The following is a 21,291-nucleotide window of genomic DNA, read 5'->3' as shown; positions in this document are numbered from 1 at the left end:
TCCTCACGCGTAGGGGCTGTCGGCGCCCGCCGCGGCGGGCCTGGGCGCGCGGGCCGGGCAGCAGCCCACCGGGCAGAGGTTGTGGCTGGCGCCGAGCCCGCCGAGGACGCAGGGCGTGACCTCTTCCGCACGCTCCACGGCGGCGCGCTCCAGGACGAGGTCGCGGATCGCGGCGGCGAAGCGCGGGTCGTCGCCGACCGTGGCCGAGCGGCGCATCGGCAGACCCAGTTCCCCGGCCTTGGCCTTGGCCTCGGTGTCGAGGTCGTAGAGGACCTCCATGTGGTCCGAGACGAAGCCGATGGGCGAGATCACCACCGCCGGAACGCCGGCCGCGTGGCGCTCCTCGAGGTGGTCGCAGATGTCGGGCTCGAGCCACGGGATGTGCGGGGCGCCGGAGCGGGACTGGTAGACGAGCCGCCAGGGGTGGTCGACGCCGGTGCGCTCGCGGACCGCGTCGGCGATCAGCTGGGCGACGTCCAGGTGCTGCTCGACGTACGCGCCGCCCTCGCCGTGGTCCTCGACGGGGCCGGAGGTGTCCGCCGAGGCGTTCGGGATCGAGTGGGTCGAGAACGCGATGTGGGCGCCGTCCCGGACGTCCTCGGGGAGGTCGGCGAGGGAGGCGAGGACGCCGTCGATCATCGGCTCCAGGAAGCCGGGGTGGTTGAAGTAGTGCCGCAGCTTGTCGACCTTCGGCGGCTCCAGGCCCTCGGCTTGAAGGGCGGCGAGCGAGTCGGCGAGGTTCTCGCGGTACTGGCGGCAGCCCGAGTAGGAGGCGTAGGCGCTGGTGGCGAGGACGAGGATGCGACGGCGGCCGTCCGCGACCATCTCGCGCAGGGTGTCCGTCAGGTAGGGCGCCCAGTTGCGGTTGCCCCAGTAGATCGGCAGATCCAGGCCGTGCTCGGCGAAGTCCTTTCGGAGGGCGTCCAGCAGGGCGCGGTTCTGGTCGTTGATGGGGCTGACGCCGCCGAACAGGAAGTAGTGCTCGCCGACTTCCTTCAGGCGTTCCTTGGGGATGCCCCGCCCCCGGGTGACGTTCTCCAGGAAGGGGATCACGTCGTCCGGGCCCTCGGGGCCGCCGAAGGAGAGCAGGAGCAGGGCGTCGTAGGGGGTGGCATCGCGCACGTCTGGCATGGATCGATCCTGTCATCCGGTACTGACAGCCGGGAAACGGTGGGGTGACCACCCGGGTTCCCGATACGTCCGGCCTGGTGCGTTAGGGTCCCCTAACTCGTAAGCTGTACGGACCCATCACGCGCCTTACGAGCCACCCTCACGCCCTGCTGCGCCACCTCACGCCTCACCGAGCCCCCGCAGCCCCGCTGCTTCCGCCTGACCGGAGACCCCTGTGCCGAGCCCTTACCGCGCCCTGTTCGCCGCCCCCGGCACCAAGGGCTTCACCGCCGCGGGCCTCCTCGGCCGGATGCCGCTGTCGATGATGGGCATCGGCGTGGTCACGATGATCTCCCAGCTGACCGGGCGGTACGGCCTCGCCGGCGCCCTGTCGGCCACCATCGCGCTGGCCGCCGCGGTGGCGGGTCCGCAGGTCTCACGGCTGGTGGACCGGCACGGGCAACGGCGGGTGCTGCGGCCGGCGACCCTGATCTCGCTCGTGGCGGGGGCCCTGCTGCTGTTCGCCGCGCGCTACGGGTGGCCGGACTGGGTGCTGTTCGTGGCCTGCGTCGGCATCGGCTGTGTGCCGAGCGTCGGGGCGATGGTCCGCGCCCGCTGGGCCGCGCTGTACCGGGGGACTCCGCAGCTGCACACCGCGTACTCCTTCGAGTCCGTGATCGACGAGGTGTGCTTCATCTTCGGGCCGATCATCTCCATCGGCCTGTCCACGGCGTGGTTCCCGGAGGCGGGGCCGTTGCTCGCCGGGTGCTTCCTGGCGGTCGGTGTCTTCTGGCTGACCGCCCAGCGGGCCACCGAGCCGGCGCCGCACCCGCGTGAGAAGCAGGGCGGCGGCTCGGCCCTGAAGGCCCCGGCGCTCCAGGTCCTGGTGGCGACCTTCGTGGCGACCGGGGCGATCTTCGGGTCCGTCGACGTGGTCACGGTGGCCTTCGCGGACGAGCAGGGACACAAGGGCGCCGCGAGCGTGGTCCTCGCGCTGTACGCGGCGGGCTCCTGCGGGGCGGGCCTGGTCTTCGGGCTGATGCGCTTCAAGGGGGCGCCCGAACCTCGCTGGCTGCTGGGCATATGCGCGATGGCCGTGAGTATGATCCCCCTCCTACTGGTCGGAAACTTGCCGTTTCTGGCCGTGGCGCTGTTCGTCTCGGGCATGGCCGTCGCTCCCACGATGATCACCACCATGTCCCTGATAGAAGAGCACGTACCACGCGCGCAACTGACCGAGGGCATGACCTGGGTGAGCACCGGGCTCGCGGTCGGGGTCGCGCTCGGCTCCTCCGCGGCCGGCTGGGTGATCGACGCCGCCGGTGCGGACGCCGGGTACGGGGTTCCGGCGGTGTCCGGGGCCGTCGCGGTCGTGGTCGGTTTCCTGGGGTACCGCCGGCTCAGCAGGCCGGCTCCGCGTCGGGGAGGCACCGTTGAGCAGCACAGCGAGCGGCAGGAACGGCACGTGGCGTAACTGGGGTGGCAATATCGCCGCCCGCCCCGCGCGCGAGGTCACTCCGGCCTCCGTCGAGGAGCTGGCCGCGGCGATACGCAGGGCCGCCGAGGACGGCCTCCCGGTGAAGGCGGTCGGCAGCGGGCACTCGTTCACGTCCATTGCCGCGACCGACGGTGTGTTGATCCGCCCTCAACTCTTGACCGGCATATGCAACGTCGACCGGGACGCCATGACGGTCACGGTCGAGGCCGGCACCCCGCTCAAGCGGCTCAACATGGCCCTGGCCCGCGAGGGTCTGTCGCTCACGAACATGGGCGACATCATGGAGCAGACGGTCTCCGGCGCCACCAGCACCGGGACGCACGGCACGGGCCGCGACTCGGCGTCGATCGCCGCCCAGATCAAGGCGCTGGAGCTGGTCACCGCCGACGGCTCGGTGCTGACCTGCTCCGAGAAGGAGAATCCGGAGGTCTTCGCGTCCGCCCGGATCGGCCTCGGCGCCCTGGGCGTCGTCACCGCGATCACGTTCGCCGTGGAGCCCCTGTTCCTCCTCTCCGCGCGCGAGGAGCCGATGCCGTTCGACCGGGTGCTCGCCGACTTCGACGAACTCTGGGCGGAGAACGAGCACTTCGAGTTCTACTGGTTCCCCCACACCGGCAGCACCAACACCAAGCGCAACAACCGCAGCGCGGGCCCGGAGAAGCCGGTGTCGCAGCTCCAGGGCTGGTTCGAGGACGAGTTCCTCTCCAACGGCGTCTTCCAGGTCGCCCAGTGGGTCGGCCGCGCGGTGCCCGCCACGATCCCCGCCATCGCCCAGGTCTCCAGCAAGGCCCTGTCCGCGCGGACGTACACCGACATCCCCTACAAGGTCTTCACATCGCCGCGCCGGGTGCGTTTCGTGGAGATGGAGTACGCCGTTGCGCGCGAGGCCGTCGTCGAGACGCTGCGCGAACTGAAGGCCATGGTCGACCGCTCCGGCCTCAGGGTCAGCTTCCCGGTGGAGGTGCGCACCGCCCCGGCCGACGACATCACGCTCTCCACCGCCTCGGGCCGTGACAGCGCGTACATCGCCGTCCACATGGCCAAGGGCACACCGTTCCAGCGGTACTTCACCGCCGCCGAGCGGATCTTCACCGCGCACGAGGGGCGGCCGCACTGGGGCAAGGTGCACACGCGGGACGCCGAGTACTTCGCTCAGGTGTACCCGCGCTTCGGCGAGTTCACCAAGCTGCGGGACCGGCTGGACCCCGACCGCCGGTTCCAGAACGACTACCTGCGGCGGGTGTTGGGGGCGTAGCCGGCCGGACGCGGCCGACCGGTTCCGGCCGATCCGTGGCCCACGCGAGGATTGGCGGAATCCATTGGTTCCGTTTCTGCGGATTGGGTGAAGTACGCCACGTCCAAGATCCGATAACCGCTCAACCGACGGCCGAGTCACGCTTCTTGCCAGAATTTGGGCGGCGTGCCAATCCACGCACGTGGCCCAAATGGAGTACTGTTGCGAGCCCTGGGTCCGGTCTCCCGCCTGGGTGTCCGTGGCCTTCAAGGACCGCCGGGAGGGGGCTAGTTGCACAGGGTGACGGAGTTGGTCACTTAGCGTTGCGAATAGGTAACCGTGCCATAACGGCGACCCAGGGCCCGCGCCCGACACGCCGGGCAACTCGGCAAGGTTGTGGCAGGCTGCACCCGGGCAGGCCACACTCGACTAGCGGAAGCAGCGACGCACGTGACGTCGGCAGGCACCACCCGGGAGGTCCCCATGCCCGAACTGCGTGTCGTGGCCGTCTCCAATGACGGCACACGGCTGGTGCTGAAGGCTGCCGACGCAACGGAGTACACCCTTCCGATCGACGAACGCCTGCGCGCCGCCGTGCGCGGCGACCGTCCCCGCCTCGGCCAGATCGAGATCGAGGTGGAGAGCCATCTCCGCCCCCGTGACATCCAGGCGCGTATACGAGCCGGTGCGAGCGCGGAAGAGGTCGCCCAACTCGCGGGCATCCCCGTCGACCGCGTCCGGCGCTTCGAGGGCCCCGTGCTCGCCGAGCGCGCGTTCATGGCCGAAAGGGCCCGTAAGACTCCCGTCCGCCGGCCCGGCGAGAACGCGGCCGGTCCACAGCTCGGCGAGGCCGTCCAGGAGCGGTTGCTGCTGCGCGGCGCCGACAAGGACACCGTGCAGTGGGACTCGTGGCGCCGCGACGACGGCACCTGGGAAGTGCTGCTGGTCTACATGGTGGCGGGCGAACCGCACTCGGCGAGCTGGACGTACGACCCGCCGCGGCGGCTCGTGCAGGCCGTCGACGAGGAGGCGCGCTCGCTGATCGGTGAGTCCGAGGACCTCGCCGCGCCCGAGCCCAGCTTCCCGTTCGTGCCGCGTATCGCCCGGCTGCCGCGCGAGCGTTCGATGGACCGTGCCCTCGACACGGCGCGGCCCAGCCTGCCGGCCCAGGCCTCCGAACCCGCCGAGGAGTCCACGGAGGAACGGGACTCGCTGACCAGCCTGCTGGAAGCGGTGCCCAGCTTCCGCGGTGACCTGGTGGTGCCGGAACGCCCGTCGGAGCCCGAAGCGGAGGAGCCCCCGGCCGAACCGGTCGCGGAGGAACCTCCCGCCCCGGCCGCCTCCGCCGGTTCCGCCTACGCGGACGTCCTGATGCCCCGCTCCGTCGGCAGCCACCGCGACCGCCTGATCGGTGCCACGGACCGCCAGGCCGAGGCCGACGGCGTCCGCCCCGGCCGCCGAGCCGCCGTCCCCAGCTGGGACGAGATCGTGTTCGGGACGCGCAGGAAGAAGCAGGAGTAGGCAGCGGGAGCAGGAGTCGGTCGTGCGGTTGTGGATGCGGCCGTACGAGCACGAGGGCCGCGTCGATCGCGACGCGGCCCTCGTGCTGTGCGGTCCTACTGCGGATCCGGCCCCACGGCCACCGCCCGGGACGGGTCCGAGGACCATTCCGACCACGAACCGACGTACAGCGCCGCGGGGATGCCCGCGGCGGCCAGGGCCAGCACCTGGTGGGCGGCGGACACGCCCGAGCCGCAGTACACGCCGATCTCCGTGCCCTCGGATACGCCGAGGGACTTGAAGCGGTCCGCGAGTTCCTCGGCGGGCAGGAAGCGGCCGTCGGAGCCGACGTTCTCGTTCGTGGGCGCGGAGACGGCGCCCGGGATGTGGCCGCCGACCCGGTCGATCGGCTCGACCTCGCCGCGGTACCGCTCCCCCGCCCGCGCGTCCAGCAGCAGCCCGGAGCGCGCGAGCGCGGCGGCGCCGTCGGCGTCGAGGAGGCCCGTCGCCGCCGGGGTGGGCTCGAAATCGCCCTCCGCCGGAGTCCGTACGGCCGTCTCCAGCGGTCCCTCCCAGGTGGGCAACCCGCCGTCGAGGACCCGCACGTCGGGGTGACCCGTCCAGCGCAGCAGCCACCACGCCCGGGCCGCGGCCCAGCACTGTCCGCCGTCGTACACGACCACCGGCGTCCCGGACGACACGCCCGACCGGCGCATCGCCGCACCGAATTCGGCCAAGTCCGGCAGCGGGTGGCGCCCGTGCGTGCCGGGTGCGGAGGCCAGCTCCCGGTCCAGGTCGACATAGACCGCGCCGGGGATGTGCCCGGCCTCGTACGCGGCCCGGCCGTCGAACGGCGGCTCACCTGCCGACTTGGCCAGGCTGAGCTGCCAGCGGACGTCGAGGAGCACCGGCGGGTTCTCGCCCGTCAGTTCGCTCGCGAGTTCGGATGCGGAGATGATGGCGTTCATGGTCACCATCCTTGCGCACGGGGTGGCCGCATCGTCGACGTCCGGCTACTCTGCTCGGCCGGACAGGTCCGATCACGAGGCGTACGGGATCAGGCACATGCTGTGCAGCCGATGGACATCCATCGGCAATCGCACGGAAACGGGCCGTAAATCGCACACCCGGCATCCTCCGGGCAGCTGCCGTCGCACGGCGGCGTGCCCGCAGCGCGCGTGGCCACGGGTGGTGCGAGCATCGGCACGGGGGTCCGGACAGCGGAAGCGACGCGGCCACCGCGAGGGGCCGAGGAGAGAGTGACGATGACCGAGGCACGGGGGTCGGCCGGCCCGCACGGCGAGACGCACGCTCGGCACACGCCCGGCACGCCCTGCTGGGTGAGTCTGATGGTGCACGGGCCGGCCGCGACCCAGGAGTTCTACGGGGCGCTGTTCGGCTGGGAGTTCCAGCCCGGTCCCCAGCAGCTCGGCCCCTATGTGCGGGCCCTGCTGAACGGCCACGAGGTGGCCGGCATCGGCCAGCTGCCGCCAGACCGCCACCTCCCCATCGCCTGGACGCCGTACCTCGCCTCGAACGACGCGGACCTGACCGCCGACACCGTACGGCTGTGCGGCGGGACGGTCGGCGTGGGCCCGTTGGACGCCGGGGAGGCCGGCCGGATGGCGATCTGCTCCGACCCCTCCGGCGCCGTCTTCGGCATCTGGCAGGGGGCGGAGCACCGCGGCACGGCCATCACGGGCGTGCCCGGCACCCCGGCCTGGAACGAGCTGCTGACCTTCGAGTCGGTCAACGTCGCCAAGTTCTACGAGACCGTCTTCGCCTACGAGGAGGAGCCGGTGGTCTCCGCCGGCTTCGACTACGTCACCCTGCGCATCGACGGCCGCCCGGTCGCCGGCATCCACGGCGTCGGCACCGCCCTGCCGCGCGACCGAGGGCCGCACTGGATGACGTACTTCGAAGTCGCCGACACGGACGAGACGGTGGAGCGGGTCGTCGACCTCGGTGGTCATGTCCTCGAACCGGCCCACGACAGCGAGCACGGCCGCGTGGCGACGGTGGCGGACCCGGAGGGTGCGCGGTTCTCGCTGATCCAGATTCCGCGCTGACCGCTCAGACCGGCTGCACCGGGAGGACGTCCGGGGACAGTGCCGCCGCCCGGGCGCTGGCCGCCGTCATCCGGCGCCGGTGGTGGCGGCGGCACAGGACCTCGTAGCCGACGGCGTCCGCCTGATTGACGTCGCCGACGACCACCTGGGCGCCCTCGACGACCATCTCGCCGCCTGTCGTGCGGGCGTTGTGGGTGGCGCGGGCGCCGCACCAGCACAGCGCCTCGACCTGGAGCACCTCGACCCGGTCGGCCAGTTCCACCAGGCGCTGGGAGCCGGGGAACAGCTTGGAGCGGAAGTCGGTCGTGATGCCGAAGGCGTAGACGTCGATGCTCAGGTCGTCGACCACGCGGGCGAGTTGGTCGATCTGCTCCGGCGCCAGGAACTGGGCCTCGTCGGCGATGACGTAGTCCGCGCGGCCGCCCTGCGAGAGGTGGTCGACGAGATACGCGTACAGGTCCTGGCCGTCCTCGACCTCCACCGCGTCCGTGACCAGGCCCAGCCGCGAGGACAGCTTGCCCTCGCCGGCCCGGTCGTCACGGGTGAAGATCATGCCTTGGAGGCCACGCGCCGAACGGTTGTGCTCGATCTGGAGAGCCAGCGTCGACTTCCCGCAGTCCATGGTTCCGCAGAAGAACACCAGCTCGGGCATGTTGAGTTGAGCACCTTTCGGCAGCGAGGAGAACGGTGGGAGTCGTCAGGAGCGTACTTCGAGCAGGGGGACCAGCTGCTCGGCGGGGGTCATCGAACCGTGGTTGCCGACCATCGCCGACTCCTTCGGCTCCCGTTCGGACGCGATGATCAGGACGTCGTCCCGCGCGGCCGCGACCACGTCGCCGATGCGGTCGTACACCCGCTCGTCGATCCGCGGGCCGAACCAGCCCGCCTCGATGGCCTCGTCCCGGGAGGCCACCCAGAACTGCTCGCCGAGTACCTCACGCCAGCAGGTCAGCACGTCGCCTGCGGCACCCGGCACCGCGTAGACGTGCCGAGCCCGGCCCTCGCCGCCCAGCAGGGCGACACCCGCGCGCAGCTCCCAGTCCTCGTCGAAGTCGATGCGGTGCTCCTCGTCGAAGGCCACGTCGATCATGCCGTGGTCGGCGGTGACGTAGAGCGCGCTGCGCGGCGGCAGCTGTTCGGCGAGGCGCTGGACGAGCCGGTCGACGTACATGAGCTGCCCGCGCCAGGTGTCGGAGTCGACGCCGTAGCGGTGGCCGGCTCCGTCGAGTTCCGCGTAGTACGTGTAGACCAGGGAGCGGTCGCCGGCGGCCAGTTGCTCGGCGGCGAGGTCCATGCGGTCCTCGCCGGTCAGTCGCCCGAGGAACGTTCCGCCACTGAGCGCGACCTTGGTGAGCGGGGTGTTCTGGAAGGTGGGCGAGGACACCTGGGCGGCGTGCACACCCGCCTGCTGTGCCAACTGGAAGACGGTGGGGTACGGCTGCCAGACGCGCGGTGACGTCCACGGTTTCCAGCGCAGCTGGTTCATCAGCTCGCCGGTCTCGGGGTTGCGCACGGTGTAGCCGGGCAGGCCGTGCGCGCCGGGCGGCAGGCCGGTGCCGACGGAGGCGAGGGAGGTCGCGGTGGTCGCCGGGTAGCCGGCGGTGATCGGGCGTCCGGTGCCGCCGCGCGAGCTGCTCAGGAGCGAGGTCATGAACGGCGCGTCCTCGGGGTGCGCCTTGAGCTGCTCCCAGCCGAGTCCGTCGATCAGGAACACGCAGTTGCGGTCGGCGGCGGTCAGCTCCGGGATCGCGGCGGTCGTCCCCGGTACGGCCATGCCGGCGGCCAGCGTGGGCAGCAGGTCGGCGAGCGAGCCGCTGCCGTACTCGGGGACGGGTGCGGACTGGACGGCGAGGGGTTCCGGGTGGGAGTCCCAGGCGGTGAACTGCGCCATCAGCGAGTGAGGTCCGCGGTCGCCTCGGAGAGCGACTGGGCGAAGACGAGGGCCTGGCGGACGGTCTCGGGGCCGTCGCCGGCCTCGCTGACCCGGAGGCTGAGGTCGTCGGCCGTCGAACTGCCGGTGTAGCCGTGGTCCGCCTCGCAGTTGGGGTCGCCGCAGGCGGCGGGCTCCAGGTCGATACGGGAGACGGCGCCCCAGCCGATGGTCAGCACGACCTCGCGGGGCAGCGTGCCCGGCTTGTACTGCTCCGGGTTGGCGACGACACGGCTGACGACGACCGACGAGATCCGGCCGATCTTGACCGACTCGGTGGAGGTGGTGGCGTACGGCGTCGGGGAGGTGCTGTCCGCGGCCTGCTCGTCGGTGTGGCTGACGATGAAACGGTTGCCGGTGAGGACGAGGACGGTCACATGCCGCCGCACCTCGTTCTGGTCGAACGTCGTCTCCTGGTGGACCAGGTACGACCGGATGGGCTCGCCGCCCACGGCGGCCTCCACCGCCTCGGCCACGAGGGCCGGGTAGTAGCCGCTGCGCTCGATCGCCGCACGCAGCCCCTGGGTCGAAGTACTGGTCTTGGCCATGACGCCCATCCTACGGGGGCGCACTGACTGCGAGGCACCGCTCAGGGCGGTCTCAGTACGTGGGCAGGGTCCTCGGTCCGAGGTCGTCGCGGGCGGGCGGCGGGGCCAGGCGTACGGAGGCGCCGAGCACGCTCAGACCGTGAGTGGCGACGACGACCGGCTCCAGGGTGACCGCGACGACCTCGGGGTGGTCGTCGACCAGCCGCGACATCCTCAGCAGCAGATCCTCCAGGGCAGGGGTGTCCACGGGCTTTGAGCCGCGCCAGCCGAACAGGAGCGGTGCCGTCCGGATCGAGCGGATGATCGAGGTGGCCTCGCGGTCGGTGACCGGGATGAGCCGGTGCGCCATGTCGCCGAGCAGCTGTGAGGCGGCCCCGGCGAGCCCGAAGGACAGCACGGCACCGGCGGCCGGGTCGATCACGGCCCGTACGACGGTGTCGACGCCGCGCGGCGCCATGCTCTGCACGACCGGCCTCAGCTCCTCCGGCTTGCCGAACAGGTCGGTCAACTCGGCGTACGCCCGCCGCAGTTGCTCCTCGTCCGCGAGATCGAGCCGTACGCCACCGAGGTCGGCGCGGTGCCGCAGATGGGGGGCGGTGGCCTTGAGGGCGACGGGGTAGCCGAGGGTGTGGGCGGCGTCGGCGGCGGTGTCGGGGGTGGGGGCGTGCAGGGCGCAGTGGACCTGGATGCCGTACTTGCCGAGCAGGTCGGCGGTCTCGTCCATGCCGAGCGTGAGCCCCTGCCCGCGCGCGAGGAGCCCGCCGATCAGCCGGGCGGCGCCCTTCTCGTCGATGTCGTCGTACTCGGGCACCCGGCCGGGGTCGGCCGCGTCGCGCCGCCACTGGGAGTACTTGACGGCTTCGGCGAGGGCGCGGACGGCTCGCTCGGCGGCGGGATAGGCGGGGATGAGGCGGGGGGCGTCGTCCGCTGTGCCGGACGGGGCGGGCGGGGGGTCGGCCGGGAAGTCCAGGGGGCGGAACGGGTGGGCGCGGTTCGCGATGCCGGACGTCGTGGTGGCCGCCTGCGGTGCGGTGCTCGCCGCGGCCGACAGTGCCTCCGCGAGCCCGCCGAGCTCCACGTGCACCACCAGCACCGGCTTCCCCGGTACCCGCTCGGCCGCCGAGCGCAGCGCCTCCGCCAGCTCCGCGTCGCCGGTCGAGGCGCCCCCGATCGCCGGGATGGCGGTGACGACGACCGCGTCGCAGGTCTCGGCGGCCAACGCGTGCGACAGCGCCTCGTGGAAGTCGGCAGCTGACGCGCCGGTCGTCAGATCCAGCGGCGGCAACGGCCGCAGCCCTTCGGAGAGGCAGGCGTCGTAGGTCAGCAGGCCCAGCGACTCGGAGTTCCCGAGGATCGCCACGCGCGGGCCGGCCGGCAGCGGCTGGCGGGCGAGCAGCAGCCCCGCGTCCACGAGTTCGGTGATCGTGTCCACCCGGATCACGCCGGCCTGCCGCAGCAGCGCGGACACCGTGGCGTGCGGCAGCCGGGTGGCCCGTACGGCGTGACCCTGGGGCGCCGCGCCGCCGTGCCGTGCGCCCTGGACCACGACCAGCGGCTTGGCAGCGGCCGTGCGCCGGGCGAGGCGGGTGAACTTGCGGGGGTTGCCGATGGACTCCAGGTACATCAGCACGACGTCGGTGTGCGGGTCGTCGTACCAGTACTGCAGGACGTCGTTGCCGGACACGTCGGCGCGGTTGCCGGACGAGACCAGGGTCGACACGCCTGTGACTCCGGTCACGCCACCGCCCCGCCGGTGCAGGCGGGACAGCAGGGCGATGCCGATCGCGCCGGACTGGGCGAACAGGCCGATCCGGCCCGGGCGGGGCATCTCGGGCGCCAGGGAGGCGTTCAGTCGTACGTCGGCGGAGGTGTTGATGATCCCGAAGGCGTTCGGACCGATGATGCGCATGCCGTACGCGCGTGCGTGCCGGACGAGTTCGCGCTGCCTCTCCCGGCCGTCCGGCCCGCTCTCGGCGTACCCGGCGGAGAGCACGACCAGCCCCTGCACGCCGTGCTCACCGCACTCGGTGACCACGTCGGGGACGTACTCGGCGGGTACGGCGACCACCGCGAGGTCGACCTGCTCGTCGATGTCCCGCATCGAGCGGTGCGCGGGGACGCCGTCGACCTCCTTGAGGTCCTCCGGGAACGCCCTGTTCACCGCGTACAGCCGTCCCGTGAATCCCGCGTCCCTGATGTTGCCGAGGACGCTGCGGCCCACCCCGCCGGCGGCGCGGCCTACGCCGATGACGGCTACCGAGCCGGGCACCAGCAGACGGCGTACGGACCGGGCCTCGGCGCGCTGCTCGCGCGCGTACTGCACGGCGAGCGAGCGGTCCGTCGGCTCCAGGTCGAACTCCAGGCGTACGACACCGTCCTCGAAGCTGCGCTTCTGGGTGTACCCGGCGTCCGTGAACACCTTGATCATCTTGCTGTTGGCGGGCAGCACCTCGGCGGCGAAGCGGCGGATGTCGCGCTCGCGGGCGACGGCGCCGATGTGTTCGAGCAGCGCGGAGGCGACGCCACGGCCCTGGTGGGCGTCCTGGACGAGGAAGGCGACCTCGGCCTCGTCGGCGGGTGCGGACGCGGGCATTCCGTCGGCGCCGATCCGGTCGTAGCGTACGGTGGCGATGAACTCGCCGCCCACCGTGGCCGCGAGTCCCACCCGGTCCACAAAGTCGTGGTGCGTGAAGCGGTGGACGTCCTTCGCGGACAGTCGCGGGTAGGGCGCGAAGAAGCGGTAGTACTTCGACTCGTCCGACACCTGCTCGTAGAAGCTGACCAGACGCTCGGCGTCATCAACGGTGATGGGGCGGATGCGTGCGGTGCCGCCGTCGCGCAGCACCACGTCGGCTTCCCAGTGGGCGGGGTACTCGTGCCGGTCCGAGGCGCTCTGCATGGGGCCCAGAGTACGGCTCGCGTACGACAACGGCGCGAGGCAGTCTGTGGAGGACGTATGTCGGGTCGAGGCCGCGACCCGACGGTCACCTCGGGAGGGACGTTCTGTCCCTCCCGGCATGCTTCACGGGTGTGGGAAACTGGTCTAGACAACCCTGAACACCGAAGGGCAGCATCACATGGCTGAGCGCCGCGTCAACGTCGGCTGGGCCGAGGGCCTTCACGCCCGCCCCGCTTCCATCTTCGTCCGGGCCGCCACGGCCGCAGGTATCCCGGTGACGATCGCCAAGGCCGACGGCAACCCCGTCAACGCGGCCTCCATGCTGGCCGTGCTGGGCCTGGGCGCCCAGGGCGGCGAGGAGATCGTCCTCGCCTCCGACGCCGAGGGTGCGGACGCCGCCCTCGACCGTCTGGCGAAGCTGGTCTCCGAGGGTCTCGAGGAGCTGCCCGAGACGGTCTGAAGGACCTGAGCGGGACTCCATAGCGAAACGGTGAAGCCGCGTCCGCCTTTTCGGCGGGCGCGGCTTCGCTGTTTCGGGCAGGGGGCGGCATTTCCGGGTACGGGCGACCGGAAGAATTGACGGCACACCTGAAAAGGGCAGCGGAAATACACCGCCGCCGAATATCTCCTCTTTGTATACGGCGCCCGTGTTAATGCCGCAGGCTCGGCATGTTTACGGGATGTTGCGAATTCCTCACACGCTCGGCGCGATCACCGCCGGAGCCGAACCGCAGCCGGTGCGCGCTCATCGCGCGCTCGGCGTGCAGGGCCGTGACGCCCCGGGCGCGCTCACCGTCGCCGCGCGCCACCGCGTCCACGATCGCGCCGTGCTCGGTCCAGGACTCCACCGGGTTGACCGGCGCCTCCACCGAGTACATCCAGGCGATCTTGTGGCGCAGCTGGGTCAGCATCGAGGCCAGCGCGGGGCTGCCGGAGGCCTGGGCCAGCGTCTCGTGGAACCAGCCGCCCAGTGAGCGCAGATCCTCGCTGTTGCCCCGCCTGGCCCGCTCCTGGCCCAGCCTGACTAGGCCGCGCAGGACCTTCAGATGGGCCTCGGTGCGGCGCTGGGCGGCCCGGGCGGCGCCGAGCGGCTCCAGCAGCGTGCGCATCTCCAGCAGGTCGGCGGCCTCCTGCTCGGTCGGTTCGGCGACGCACGCGCCCGCGTGCCGCCGGGTCACCACGAACCCCTCCGCCTCCAGGGTGCGCAGGGCCTCCCGCACGGGGACGCGGGAGACGCCGTAGCGGCGTGCGAGCAGTTCCTCGGTGAGCCGGCCGCCGCGCTCGTAGACGCCGGCGACGATGTCGTCCCGGATCGCGGTGCATACCGAGTGCGCCGGAATACGCATGACCGACCTCCGCCTTAATCCCCGTGAAACGTCGACGAATGACGTGTGTTCAGTGACTCTATTGCAACCGGCCGGAATTTCCGACGGCGGGCCGGAATCCATGGATATTTTTTGGTCAGCCGATCGTCCGGGAAACGCCGAAAGCCCCGGCTCGGGAGCCGGGGCTTCGGGAAGCTACGGGAAGCGGAGCTTCGGGTGGGGCGCGGGAGGCGTCAGACGTTCACGCCGTGCGAGCGGAGGTAGGCGACGGGGTCGATGTCCGAGCCGTACTCGGCGGTCGTACGGGCCTCGAAGTGCAGGTGCGGTCCGGTGACGTTGCCGGTGGCGCCGGACAGGCCGATCTGCTGGCCCGGCGTGACGGTCTGGCCGACCGAGACGCCTATGGACGACAGGTGGCCGTACTGGGTGTACGTACCGTCGTTCATCTTGATCACGATGTTGTTGCCGTACGACCCGCCCCAGCCGGCCTCCACGACGGTGCCGGAGCCGACCGCGTGGACGGAGGTGCCGCTGGCGGCGTGGAAGTCGACGCCGGTGTGGCTGCCGGAGGACCAGACGGCGCCGCCGGCCTTGTAGCCCGTGGAGACGTAGGAGCCGAAGATCGGGGCGACATAGGACAGCAGGCGCTTGCGCTCGGCCTCACGGGCGGCGCGCTCCTTGGCCTCGCGCTCCTGCTTGGCCTTCTCGGCCGCCTTCTTGCGCGCGGCCTCCTCGGCGGCCTGCTTGCGGGCCGCGGCCTCCTGGGCGGCCTGCTTCTGGGCGGCGGCCTGGGCATCGATCTGGTCGGCGAGCGTGTCGTCGACGCTGATGACGGGGATGAGGCCGGTCTGCTCGACGACGGGTTCGGCGGCGAGCGCAGGGGCGGCCAGGGTGCCTATGACGCCGGTGGCGGTGAGCGCGGCGACGCCCGCCGCGCGGGCGGTGGTGCGTTCGAACCGGCCGGGGCGACGGTGCTTCCCGGAGGCGCGGTTCTTCCCGGTGGCGCAGGTGAACGCCATGTAGTGGCTGATCCTTTCCTTCCTTCTCGCCTACCGGGTTAGCTGACGGGTTCGGAGCAGGAAGGTCTCCTACGGACCCCCTCGCGGCTGCGCGGGCGTCCGATTCACCCCAGGGACTACGTGGGTCCCCGGCTCCCCTGGCTCGCGCCGTATGGGGACTCGGCGATGGCTGTCCGGTGCCGCGGGCGCGGCGCACTGCCTGACGGACAGCCCGGAAGACGCTAAGCGGCGCCACTTTCAATCCCCAAACGGATCGCGGCTTTTGTAGCGCATCCCACAGGCCAGACAGGCAACCTTTCTCTCAATTCGGGCATAAAGGGGCCCTGGTGGCTTGGAAGTCACCAGGGCCCCTCACGCGCACGTGCCGTCGTCCGGCGCGGTGCCGCCTTCTACTCGGCTGTCACGACGGTGACTTCGCCGATGCCGAGGGCCTCGACGGGCTCGCGGATCGCGGCCGCGTCGCCGACCAGGATCGTCACCAGCCGGTCCACCGGGAAGGCGCTCACGGCCGCGGCGGTGGCCTCGACGGTGCCGGTCGCGGCGAGCTGCTGGTACAGCTTCGCCTGGTAGTCGTCGGGCAGGTGCTGCTCGACCTGGTCGGCCAGTGTGTTCGCCACGGAGGCGGCCGTCTCGTACTTCAGCGGGGCCACCCCGACGAGGTTCTGCACGGCGAAGTCCCGCTCGGCGTCGGTGAGCCCCTCGCCGGCGACCCCGCGCAGGACCTTCCAGAGGTCGTCCAGCGCCGGACCGGTGTTCGGGGTGTCGACGGAGCCGCTGATGGCGAGCATCGCCGCGCCCGTCCCGTCCGGGGCGGAGCGCATGACCTGCCCGAACGCGCGCACACCGTAGGTGTAGCCCTTCTCCTCGCGCAGGACCTTGTCCAGGCGGGAGGTGAGGGTGCCGCCGAGGCAGTACGTGCCGAGCACCTGCGCGGGCCACACGCGGTCGTGCCGGTCCGGGCCGATACGGCCGATCAGCAGCTGCGTCTGCACGGCGCCGGGGCGGTCCACGATGACGACGCGGCCGGTGTCGTCCGCGGTCACCGGCGGGACCGGGCGGGGCTGGGCCGGAGAGCCGGTCCAGGCGCCCAGGGTGTCGCCCAGCAGGTCGTCGAGGTCGACGCCGGTGAGGTCGCCGACGACCACGACGGTCGAGGTGGCGGGGCGTACGTGCCGCTCGTAGAAGGCGCGTACGGCCGCGGAGTCGATGCCGGCGACGGTGTCCTCGGTGCCCTGGCGCGGGCGCGACATGCGCGAGCTCGCCGGGAACAGCTGCCTGGAGAGCTCCTTCGCGGCGCGGCGCGAGGGGTTGGCCAGCTCGTGCGGGATCTCGTCGAGCCGGTTGCGCACCAGGCGCTCGACCTCGGCGTCGTCGAAGGCGGGGGCCCTGAGCGCGTCGGCGAGCAGCGCCAGCGCCTTCGGCAGACGGGACACCGGCACTTCGAGGCTGACGCGGATGCCGGGGTGGTCGGCGTACGCGTCGAGCGTGGCGCCGCAGCGCTCCAGCTCGGCGGCGAACTCCTCGGCGGTGTGCTTGTCGGTGCCCTCGGAGAACGCGCGCGCCATGATCGTGGCGATGCCGTCCAGGCCCTTCGGCTCGGCGTCCAGGGGCGTGTCCAGGAGCACCTCGACGGCGACGACCTGCTGGCCGGGGCGGTGGCAGCGCAGGACCGTCAGGCCGTTGTCCAGCTCGCCGCGCTCGGGCGCCGGGAACGCCCAGGGCCGGGCCGCGCCGGCCTGGGGCTGCGGGTGGAACTCCATGCTGGCGAGCTCGGTCACTGCGCCGACTCCTCGTTCTCGTCGGTGGCGGGGGCTTCCGCGTCCTCGGCCTCGTCGGCGACCGGCTCGTACACGAGCACCGCGCGGTTGTCGGGACGCAGACGGGCCTTGGCGACCGCCTGGACCTCCTCGGCGGTGACGGCGAGGACGCGCTGTACGGCGGTGAAGGCGAGCTGCGGGTCGCCGAACAGGACGGCGTAGCGGCACAGTTCGTCGGCGCGGCCCGCGACGGTGCCGAGCCGGTCCAGCCACTCGCGCTCCAGCTGGGCCTGCGCGCGCTCCATCTCCTCGGCGGTGGGGCCGTCCGCCGCGAACCGGGCGAGCTCCTCGTCGACGGCCGCCTCGATGACGGGCACCTCGACATCGCCGGAGGTCTTCACGTCCAGCCAGCCCAGGGAGGGCGCCCCGGCCAGCCGCAGAAGGCCGAAGCCGGCCGCTACGGCCGTGCGGTCGCGCCGGACGAGCCGGTTGTAGAGGCGGGAGGACTCGCCGCCGCCGAGGACGGTCAGCGCCAGGTCGACCGCGTCGCACTCGCGCGTGCCGTCCTGCGGGAGCCGGTAGGCGGCCATCATCGCGCGGGCGGGGACGTTCTCCTCGACGACCTCGCGCAGCTGCTCGCCGATGATCTCGGGCAGCGAGCCGTCGCGCGGCTCGGGCTTGCCGTCGTGTCCCGGGATGGAGCCGAAGTACTTCTCGACCCAGGCGAGGGTCTGCTCCGGGTCGATGTCGCCGACGATCGACAGCACGGCGTTGTTGGGCGCGTAGTAGGTGCGGAAGAACGCGCGGGCGTCCTCCAGGCTGGCCGCGTCCAGGTCGGCCATCGAGCCGATCGGCGTGTGGTGGTACGGGTGACCGTCCGGGTACGACAGGGCGGTCAGCTTCTCGAACGCCGTGCCGTAGGGGACGTTGTCGTAACGCTGGCGGCGCTCGTTCTTGACGACGTCGCGCTGGTTCTCCAGGCCCTCCTCGTCGAGCGCCACCAGGAGGCTGCCCATCCGGTCGGCCTCCAGCCACAGCGCGAGCTCCAGCTGGTGGGCGGGCATGGTCTCGAAGTAGTTGGTGCGCTCGAAGCTGGTGGTGCCGTTCGGCGAGCCGCCCGCGCCCTGGACGAGCTCGAAGTGGCCCGTGCCCTTCACGCTGTTCGATCCCTGGAACATCAGGTGCTCGAAGAGGTGGGCGAGTCCGGTACGGCCCTTGACCTCGTGGCGGGAGCCGACGTCGTACCAGAGACAGACCGCGGCGACCGGCGTGAGGTGGTCCTCGGAGAGCACCACGCGCAGGCCGTTGGCCAGGCGGTGCTCCGTCGCGGTGAGGCCGCCGGATTGTGCCTCCGGTGTGGCCGTGTGACCCATGGGCAAAGGTGTCCTTCCGGTCGCGTGCACTGCGTTGTGCCGAGCAGTTCGGCTTCAGTTCCTGCCACTGTATGCAGCGTCCGAGGGGTCGGCGAAGTTCCCGGTCAGAACGCCGTGCCCGTACGGCGGCGAAGGCGAGCCGGGGACGCCAGGTGTCGCAGTGGCGGTGCGGCGGCCCGGCGGCGCGGGCGTGGTCGTCGCGAGCGCCCCTGGCTGGGTCTGTTCTCCTCAGCCGCCACCTGGCACGGCGGCCTGCGATCCGGGCTCGTCCCTCCCACGACCTGGGACTGTGCCCGGCGATCACTCCGCCGAGTGAACGGTCTCGCGGCGCGCGCTTGCCTTCGGTGCCGCCGCTCGCAAGCGCGGCCACGGCCAGGGCGGTTCGGATTCCGTCCGCCCCCTGTGTCGCGGGGGAGGCCGGGCGTCGGCGACACTTCTCCGACGCCGGGCCGGAGCCCAACATCGGGTCCTGGTCGGTGGTTGTCAGTGCCGCGGTCCACAATGGTCCGCGTCAGATACCGCAAACGCTCGAGCGACCAGAACCAGAGGAGCCGGCAGCGATGGCCCGCCGCAGCACGAAGAACCCGCCGCCCGACGACTCGTACGAGGAGAAGATCCTCGACATCGACGTCGTCGACGAGATGCAGGGCTCCTTCCTCGAGTACGCGTACTCGGTCATCTACTCCCGGGCCCTGCCGGACGCCCGCGACGGCCTCAAGCCGGTGCACCGCCGCATCGTCTACCAGATGAACGAGATGGGCCTGCGCCCCGACCGCGGCTATGTGAAGTGCGCCCGCGTCGTCGGCGAGGTCATGGGTAAGTTGCACCCGCACGGCGACGCGTCGATCTACGACGCGCTGGTGCGCATGGCCCAGCCCTTCTCGATGCGCGTCCCGCTGGTCGACGGCCACGGCAACTTCGGCTCGCTGGGCAACGACGACCCGCCGGCCGCCATGCGGTACACCGAGTGCCGGCAGGCCCAGGCGACGAGCCTGATGACCGAGTCGATCGACGAGGACACAGTCGACTTCACGCCCAACTACGACGGCCAGGAGCAGGAGCCGGTGGCCCTGCCCGCCGCCTTCCCGAACCTCCTCGTCAACGGCGCCTCCGGTATCGCGGTCGGCATGGCCACGAACATGCCGCCGCACAACCTCTCCGAGGTCATCGCGGCCGCCCGCCATCTGATCCGCTACCCGGCCGCGGATCTGGACGCGCTCATGAAGTACGTCCCGGGCCCCGACCTGCCCACCGGCGGCCGGATCGTCGGCCTCTCCGGCATCCGGGACGCGTACGAGACGGGCCGCGGCACCTTCAAGATCCGCGCGACCGTGTCCGTGGAGACGGTGACCGCCCGCCGCAAGGGCATCGTCATCACCGAACTGCCCTTCACGGTCGGCCCGGAGAAGGTGATCGCCAAGATCAAGGACCTCGTCGGGTCGAAGAAGCTCCAGGGCATCGCCGACGTCAAGGACCTCACCGACCGCGAGCACGGCCTGCGTCTGGTCATCGAGATCAAGAACGGCTTCGTGCCGGAGGCCGTCCTGGAGCAGCTGTACAAGCTGACGCCGATGGAGGAGTCCTTCGGCATCAACAACGTGGCGCTGGTCGACGGCCAGCCCCTCACCCTCGGCCTCAAGGAGCTCCTGGAGGTCTACCTCGACCACCGCTTCGAGGTCGTACGGCGGCGCAGCGAGTTCCGCCGCACCAAGCGTCGTGACCGGCTGCACCTGGTCGAGGGCCTGCTCACGGCGCTGGTGGACATCGACGAGGTCATCCGCCTGATCCGGTCCAGCGAGAACTCCGCGCAGGCGAAGGAGCGCCTGATGGAGCGCTTCTCGCTGAGCGAGGTCCAGACCCAGTACATCCTCGACACTCCGCTGCGCCGGCTCACCAAGTTCGACCGCATCGAGCTGGAGGCGGAGAAGGACCGGCTCAACGAGGAGATCGCCGAGCTGACCCGGATCCTGGACTCGGACGCGGAGCTGCGCAAGCTTGTCTCCGCCGAACTGGCCTCGGTGGCCAAGAAGTTCGGCACCGAGCGCCGTACGGTCCTGCTGGAGTCGGCGGGTGCGCCGCTGCCCACGGCGTCGCTTCAGGTGGCGGACGACCCGTGCCGCGTGCTGCTGTCCTCGACGGGGCTGCTGGCGCGTACGGCGAACGGCGACCCGTTCGCGGAGGACGGCGAGGCCAAGCGCTCCAAGCACGACGTGATCGTCTCGGCGGTGCCGGCCACGGCCCGCGGTGAGGTGGGCGCGGTGACGTCCACGGGCCGTCTGCTGCGGATCAACGTCGTCGATCTGCCGCAGCTGCCGGAGACGGCGTCGAGACCGAACCTCTCGGGCGGTGCGCCGCTGGCGGAGTTCGTGTCCTTGGAGGGTGACGAGACCCTGGTCTGTCTGATCACGCTCGACGAGTCGTCGCCGGGCCTGGCGATCGGCACCGAGCAGGGTGTCGTCAAGCGTGTGGTGCCCGACTATCCGTCCAACAAGGACGAGTTGGAGGTCATCACTCTGAAAGAGGGCGACCGTATCGTCGGCGCGGTCGAGCTGCGCACCGGTGAGGAGGACCTGGTCTTCATCACGGACGACGCGCAGCTGCTGCGCTACCAGGCCTCGCAGGTCCGCCCGCAGGGCCGGGCGGCCGGCGGTATGGCGGGCATCAAGCTGACGGAGGGCGCGAAGGTGATCTCCTTCACGGCGGTGGACCCGGCGGTCGACGCGGTGGTGTTCACGGTGGCGGGATCGCGCGGGACGCTGGACGACTCGGTCCAGACGACGGCCAAGATGACCCCGTTCGACCAGTACCCCCGCAAGGGGCGCGCGACCGGTGGTGTGCGCTGCCAGCGGTTCCTGAAGGGCGAGGACTGTCTGTCCCTGGCCTGGGCGGGCGCCGTCCCGGCACGGGCCGCGCAGAAGAACGGCACCCCGGCCGACCTCCCGGACATCGACCCGCGCCGCGACGGCTCGGGAGTGTCACTGGGGAAGACCGTCTCGGTTGTGGCCGGTCCGTTCTAGGCCTGTCGGTCG

General features: G+C 71.5%; 16 protein-coding genes and 1 riboswitch. Of the genes, 6 read left to right on the top strand and 10 right to left on the bottom strand.

The features are described 5' to 3' along the window. Window positions 1-3: 3 nt before the first annotated feature. Window positions 4-1,131 carry a ferrochelatase gene (locus AQJ67_RS16245; protein ID WP_062719482.1) on the bottom strand — a complete coding sequence of 376 codons (1,128 nt, stop codon included), beginning with the start codon at window positions 1,129-1,131 and terminating at the stop codon, window positions 4-6. A 214-nt stretch (window positions 1,132-1,345) separates the two neighbouring features. Here AQJ67_RS16245 and AQJ67_RS16240 point away from each other — a divergent pair, with 214 nt between their 5' ends. From AQJ67_RS16240 to sepH, 3 genes are all read left to right on the top strand, one after another. Then, window positions 1,346-2,584, top strand: a complete 1,239-nt coding sequence (locus tag AQJ67_RS16240) for an MFS transporter (protein WP_062719481.1) — start codon at window positions 1,346-1,348, stop codon at window positions 2,582-2,584. Then, window positions 2,544-3,863, top strand: a complete 1,320-nt coding sequence (locus tag AQJ67_RS16235; protein WP_062719480.1) for a D-arabinono-1,4-lactone oxidase — start codon at window positions 2,544-2,546, stop codon at window positions 3,861-3,863. The genes AQJ67_RS16240 and AQJ67_RS16235 overlap by 41 nt, the downstream gene beginning before the upstream one ends. A gap of 462 nt (window positions 3,864-4,325) precedes the next feature. After that, window positions 4,326-5,363, top strand: a complete 1,038-nt coding sequence (gene sepH / locus AQJ67_RS16230; RefSeq protein ID WP_062719479.1) for a septation protein SepH — start codon at window positions 4,326-4,328, stop codon at window positions 5,361-5,363. A gap of 95 nt (window positions 5,364-5,458) precedes the next feature. On the opposite strand, the gene AQJ67_RS16225 is transcribed toward sepH, so the two are convergent. Continuing rightward, window positions 5,459-6,310, bottom strand: coding sequence for a sulfurtransferase (locus AQJ67_RS16225; RefSeq protein WP_208614979.1), 852 nt, complete (start codon window positions 6,308-6,310; stop codon window positions 5,459-5,461). Between the two features lie 297 nt (window positions 6,311-6,607). On the opposite strand from AQJ67_RS16225, the gene AQJ67_RS16220 reads away from it, so the two are divergent. Next, window positions 6,608-7,411, top strand: a complete 804-nt coding sequence (locus AQJ67_RS16220) for a VOC family protein (RefSeq protein WP_062719477.1) — start codon at window positions 6,608-6,610, stop codon at window positions 7,409-7,411. 4 nt (window positions 7,412-7,415) lie between these two features. On the opposite strand, the gene AQJ67_RS16215 is transcribed toward AQJ67_RS16220, so the two are convergent. The 4 genes from AQJ67_RS16215 to AQJ67_RS16200 are packed head-to-tail and all read right to left on the bottom strand — an operon-like array spanning window position 7,416 to window position 12,788. Next, the gene (locus AQJ67_RS16215) at window positions 7,416-8,063 is read right to left on the bottom strand and encodes a thymidine kinase (RefSeq protein ID WP_062719476.1); all 648 of its coding nucleotides are present in this window, start codon (window positions 8,061-8,063) and stop codon (window positions 7,416-7,418) included. 45 nt (window positions 8,064-8,108) lie between these two features. Further along, window positions 8,109-9,302, bottom strand: a complete 1,194-nt coding sequence (locus AQJ67_RS16210) for an alkaline phosphatase family protein (protein ID WP_062719475.1) — start codon at window positions 9,300-9,302, stop codon at window positions 8,109-8,111. Beyond that, complete coding sequence (locus AQJ67_RS16205; protein ID WP_062719474.1) at window positions 9,302-9,889, bottom strand: DUF5998 family protein; 588 nt, start codon at window positions 9,887-9,889, stop codon at window positions 9,302-9,304. The genes AQJ67_RS16210 and AQJ67_RS16205 overlap by 1 nt, the downstream gene beginning before the upstream one ends. A gap of 52 nt (window positions 9,890-9,941) precedes the next feature. Continuing rightward, a complete protein-coding gene (locus AQJ67_RS16200; RefSeq protein ID WP_062719473.1) occupies window positions 9,942-12,788 on the bottom strand; it encodes a bifunctional acetate--CoA ligase family protein/GNAT family N-acetyltransferase in 2,847 nt (948 codons plus the stop codon). Between the two features lie 178 nt (window positions 12,789-12,966). Here AQJ67_RS16200 and AQJ67_RS16195 point away from each other — a divergent pair, with 178 nt between their 5' ends. Beyond that, on the top strand, window positions 12,967-13,248 hold the full coding sequence (locus AQJ67_RS16195; RefSeq protein ID WP_016432192.1) for an HPr family phosphocarrier protein: 282 nt from the start codon (window positions 12,967-12,969) through the stop codon (window positions 13,246-13,248). A 190-nt stretch (window positions 13,249-13,438) separates the two neighbouring features. Here AQJ67_RS16195 and AQJ67_RS16190 read toward each other — a convergent pair whose 3' ends face one another. The 4 genes from AQJ67_RS16190 to AQJ67_RS16175 form a co-directional block, all read right to left on the bottom strand. Then, window positions 13,439-14,134 carry a GntR family transcriptional regulator gene (locus AQJ67_RS16190; RefSeq protein WP_062719472.1) on the bottom strand — a complete coding sequence of 232 codons (696 nt, stop codon included), beginning with the start codon at window positions 14,132-14,134 and terminating at the stop codon, window positions 13,439-13,441. Between the two features lie 212 nt (window positions 14,135-14,346). Beyond that, complete coding sequence (locus tag AQJ67_RS16185) at window positions 14,347-15,132, bottom strand: M23 family metallopeptidase (RefSeq protein ID WP_062719471.1); 786 nt, start codon at window positions 15,130-15,132, stop codon at window positions 14,347-14,349. A gap of 13 nt (window positions 15,133-15,145) precedes the next feature. Next, a riboswitch (cyclic di-AMP (ydaO/yuaA leader) is annotated at window positions 15,146-15,307 on the bottom strand. A 214-nt stretch (window positions 15,308-15,521) separates the two neighbouring features. Next, complete coding sequence (locus AQJ67_RS16180; RefSeq protein ID WP_062719470.1) at window positions 15,522-16,910, bottom strand: M16 family metallopeptidase; 1,389 nt, start codon at window positions 16,908-16,910, stop codon at window positions 15,522-15,524. Further along, window positions 16,907-18,262 (bottom strand): M16 family metallopeptidase, encoded by a 1,356-nt coding sequence (locus tag AQJ67_RS16175; protein WP_062719469.1) that lies wholly within the window; start codon window positions 18,260-18,262, stop codon window positions 16,907-16,909. The genes AQJ67_RS16180 and AQJ67_RS16175 overlap by 4 nt, the downstream gene beginning before the upstream one ends. A gap of 560 nt (window positions 18,263-18,822) precedes the next feature. Between AQJ67_RS16175 and AQJ67_RS16170 the strand changes: the two genes are divergently transcribed. Beyond that, window positions 18,823-21,279, top strand: coding sequence for a DNA gyrase/topoisomerase IV subunit A (locus tag AQJ67_RS16170; protein WP_062719468.1), 2,457 nt, complete (start codon window positions 18,823-18,825; stop codon window positions 21,277-21,279). The last annotated feature ends 12 nt before the right edge of the window (window positions 21,280-21,291 follow it).

Source organism: Streptomyces caeruleatus, assembly GCF_001514235.1.
Classification (GTDB): Bacteria; Actinomycetota; Actinomycetes; order Streptomycetales; family Streptomycetaceae; genus Streptomyces; species Streptomyces caeruleatus.
This window is presented reverse-complemented; position numbering and strand designations above follow the sequence as displayed.

Excerpts from the sequence above, each read along its gene's own strand:
- AQJ67_RS16245 (WP_062719482.1), bottom strand. The coding sequence starts at position 1,131 with ATGCCAGACGTGCGCGATGCCACCCCCTACGACGCCCTGCTCCTGCTC.
- sepH (WP_062719479.1), top strand. The coding sequence starts at position 4,326 with ATGCCCGAACTGCGTGTCGTGGCCGTCTCCAATGACGGCACACGGCTG.
- AQJ67_RS16225 (WP_208614979.1), bottom strand. The coding sequence starts at position 6,310 with ATGAACGCCATCATCTCCGCATCCGAACTCGCGAGCGAACTGACGGGC.
- AQJ67_RS16220 (WP_062719477.1), top strand. The coding sequence starts at position 6,608 with ATGACCGAGGCACGGGGGTCGGCCGGCCCGCACGGCGAGACGCACGCT.
- AQJ67_RS16215 (WP_062719476.1), bottom strand. The coding sequence starts at position 8,063 with ATGCCCGAGCTGGTGTTCTTCTGCGGAACCATGGACTGCGGGAAGTCG.
- AQJ67_RS16210 (WP_062719475.1), bottom strand. The coding sequence starts at position 9,302 with ATGGCGCAGTTCACCGCCTGGGACTCCCACCCGGAACCCCTCGCCGTC.
- AQJ67_RS16205 (WP_062719474.1), bottom strand. The coding sequence starts at position 9,889 with ATGGCCAAGACCAGTACTTCGACCCAGGGGCTGCGTGCGGCGATCGAG.
- AQJ67_RS16200 (WP_062719473.1), bottom strand. The coding sequence starts at position 12,788 with ATGCAGAGCGCCTCGGACCGGCACGAGTACCCCGCCCACTGGGAAGCC.
- AQJ67_RS16195 (WP_016432192.1), top strand. The coding sequence starts at position 12,967 with ATGGCTGAGCGCCGCGTCAACGTCGGCTGGGCCGAGGGCCTTCACGCC.
- AQJ67_RS16190 (WP_062719472.1), bottom strand. The coding sequence starts at position 14,134 with ATGCGTATTCCGGCGCACTCGGTATGCACCGCGATCCGGGACGACATC.
- AQJ67_RS16185 (WP_062719471.1), bottom strand. The coding sequence starts at position 15,132 with ATGGCGTTCACCTGCGCCACCGGGAAGAACCGCGCCTCCGGGAAGCAC.
- AQJ67_RS16175 (WP_062719469.1), bottom strand. The coding sequence starts at position 18,262 with ATGGGTCACACGGCCACACCGGAGGCACAATCCGGCGGCCTCACCGCG.
- AQJ67_RS16170 (WP_062719468.1), top strand. The coding sequence starts at position 18,823 with ATGGCCCGCCGCAGCACGAAGAACCCGCCGCCCGACGACTCGTACGAG.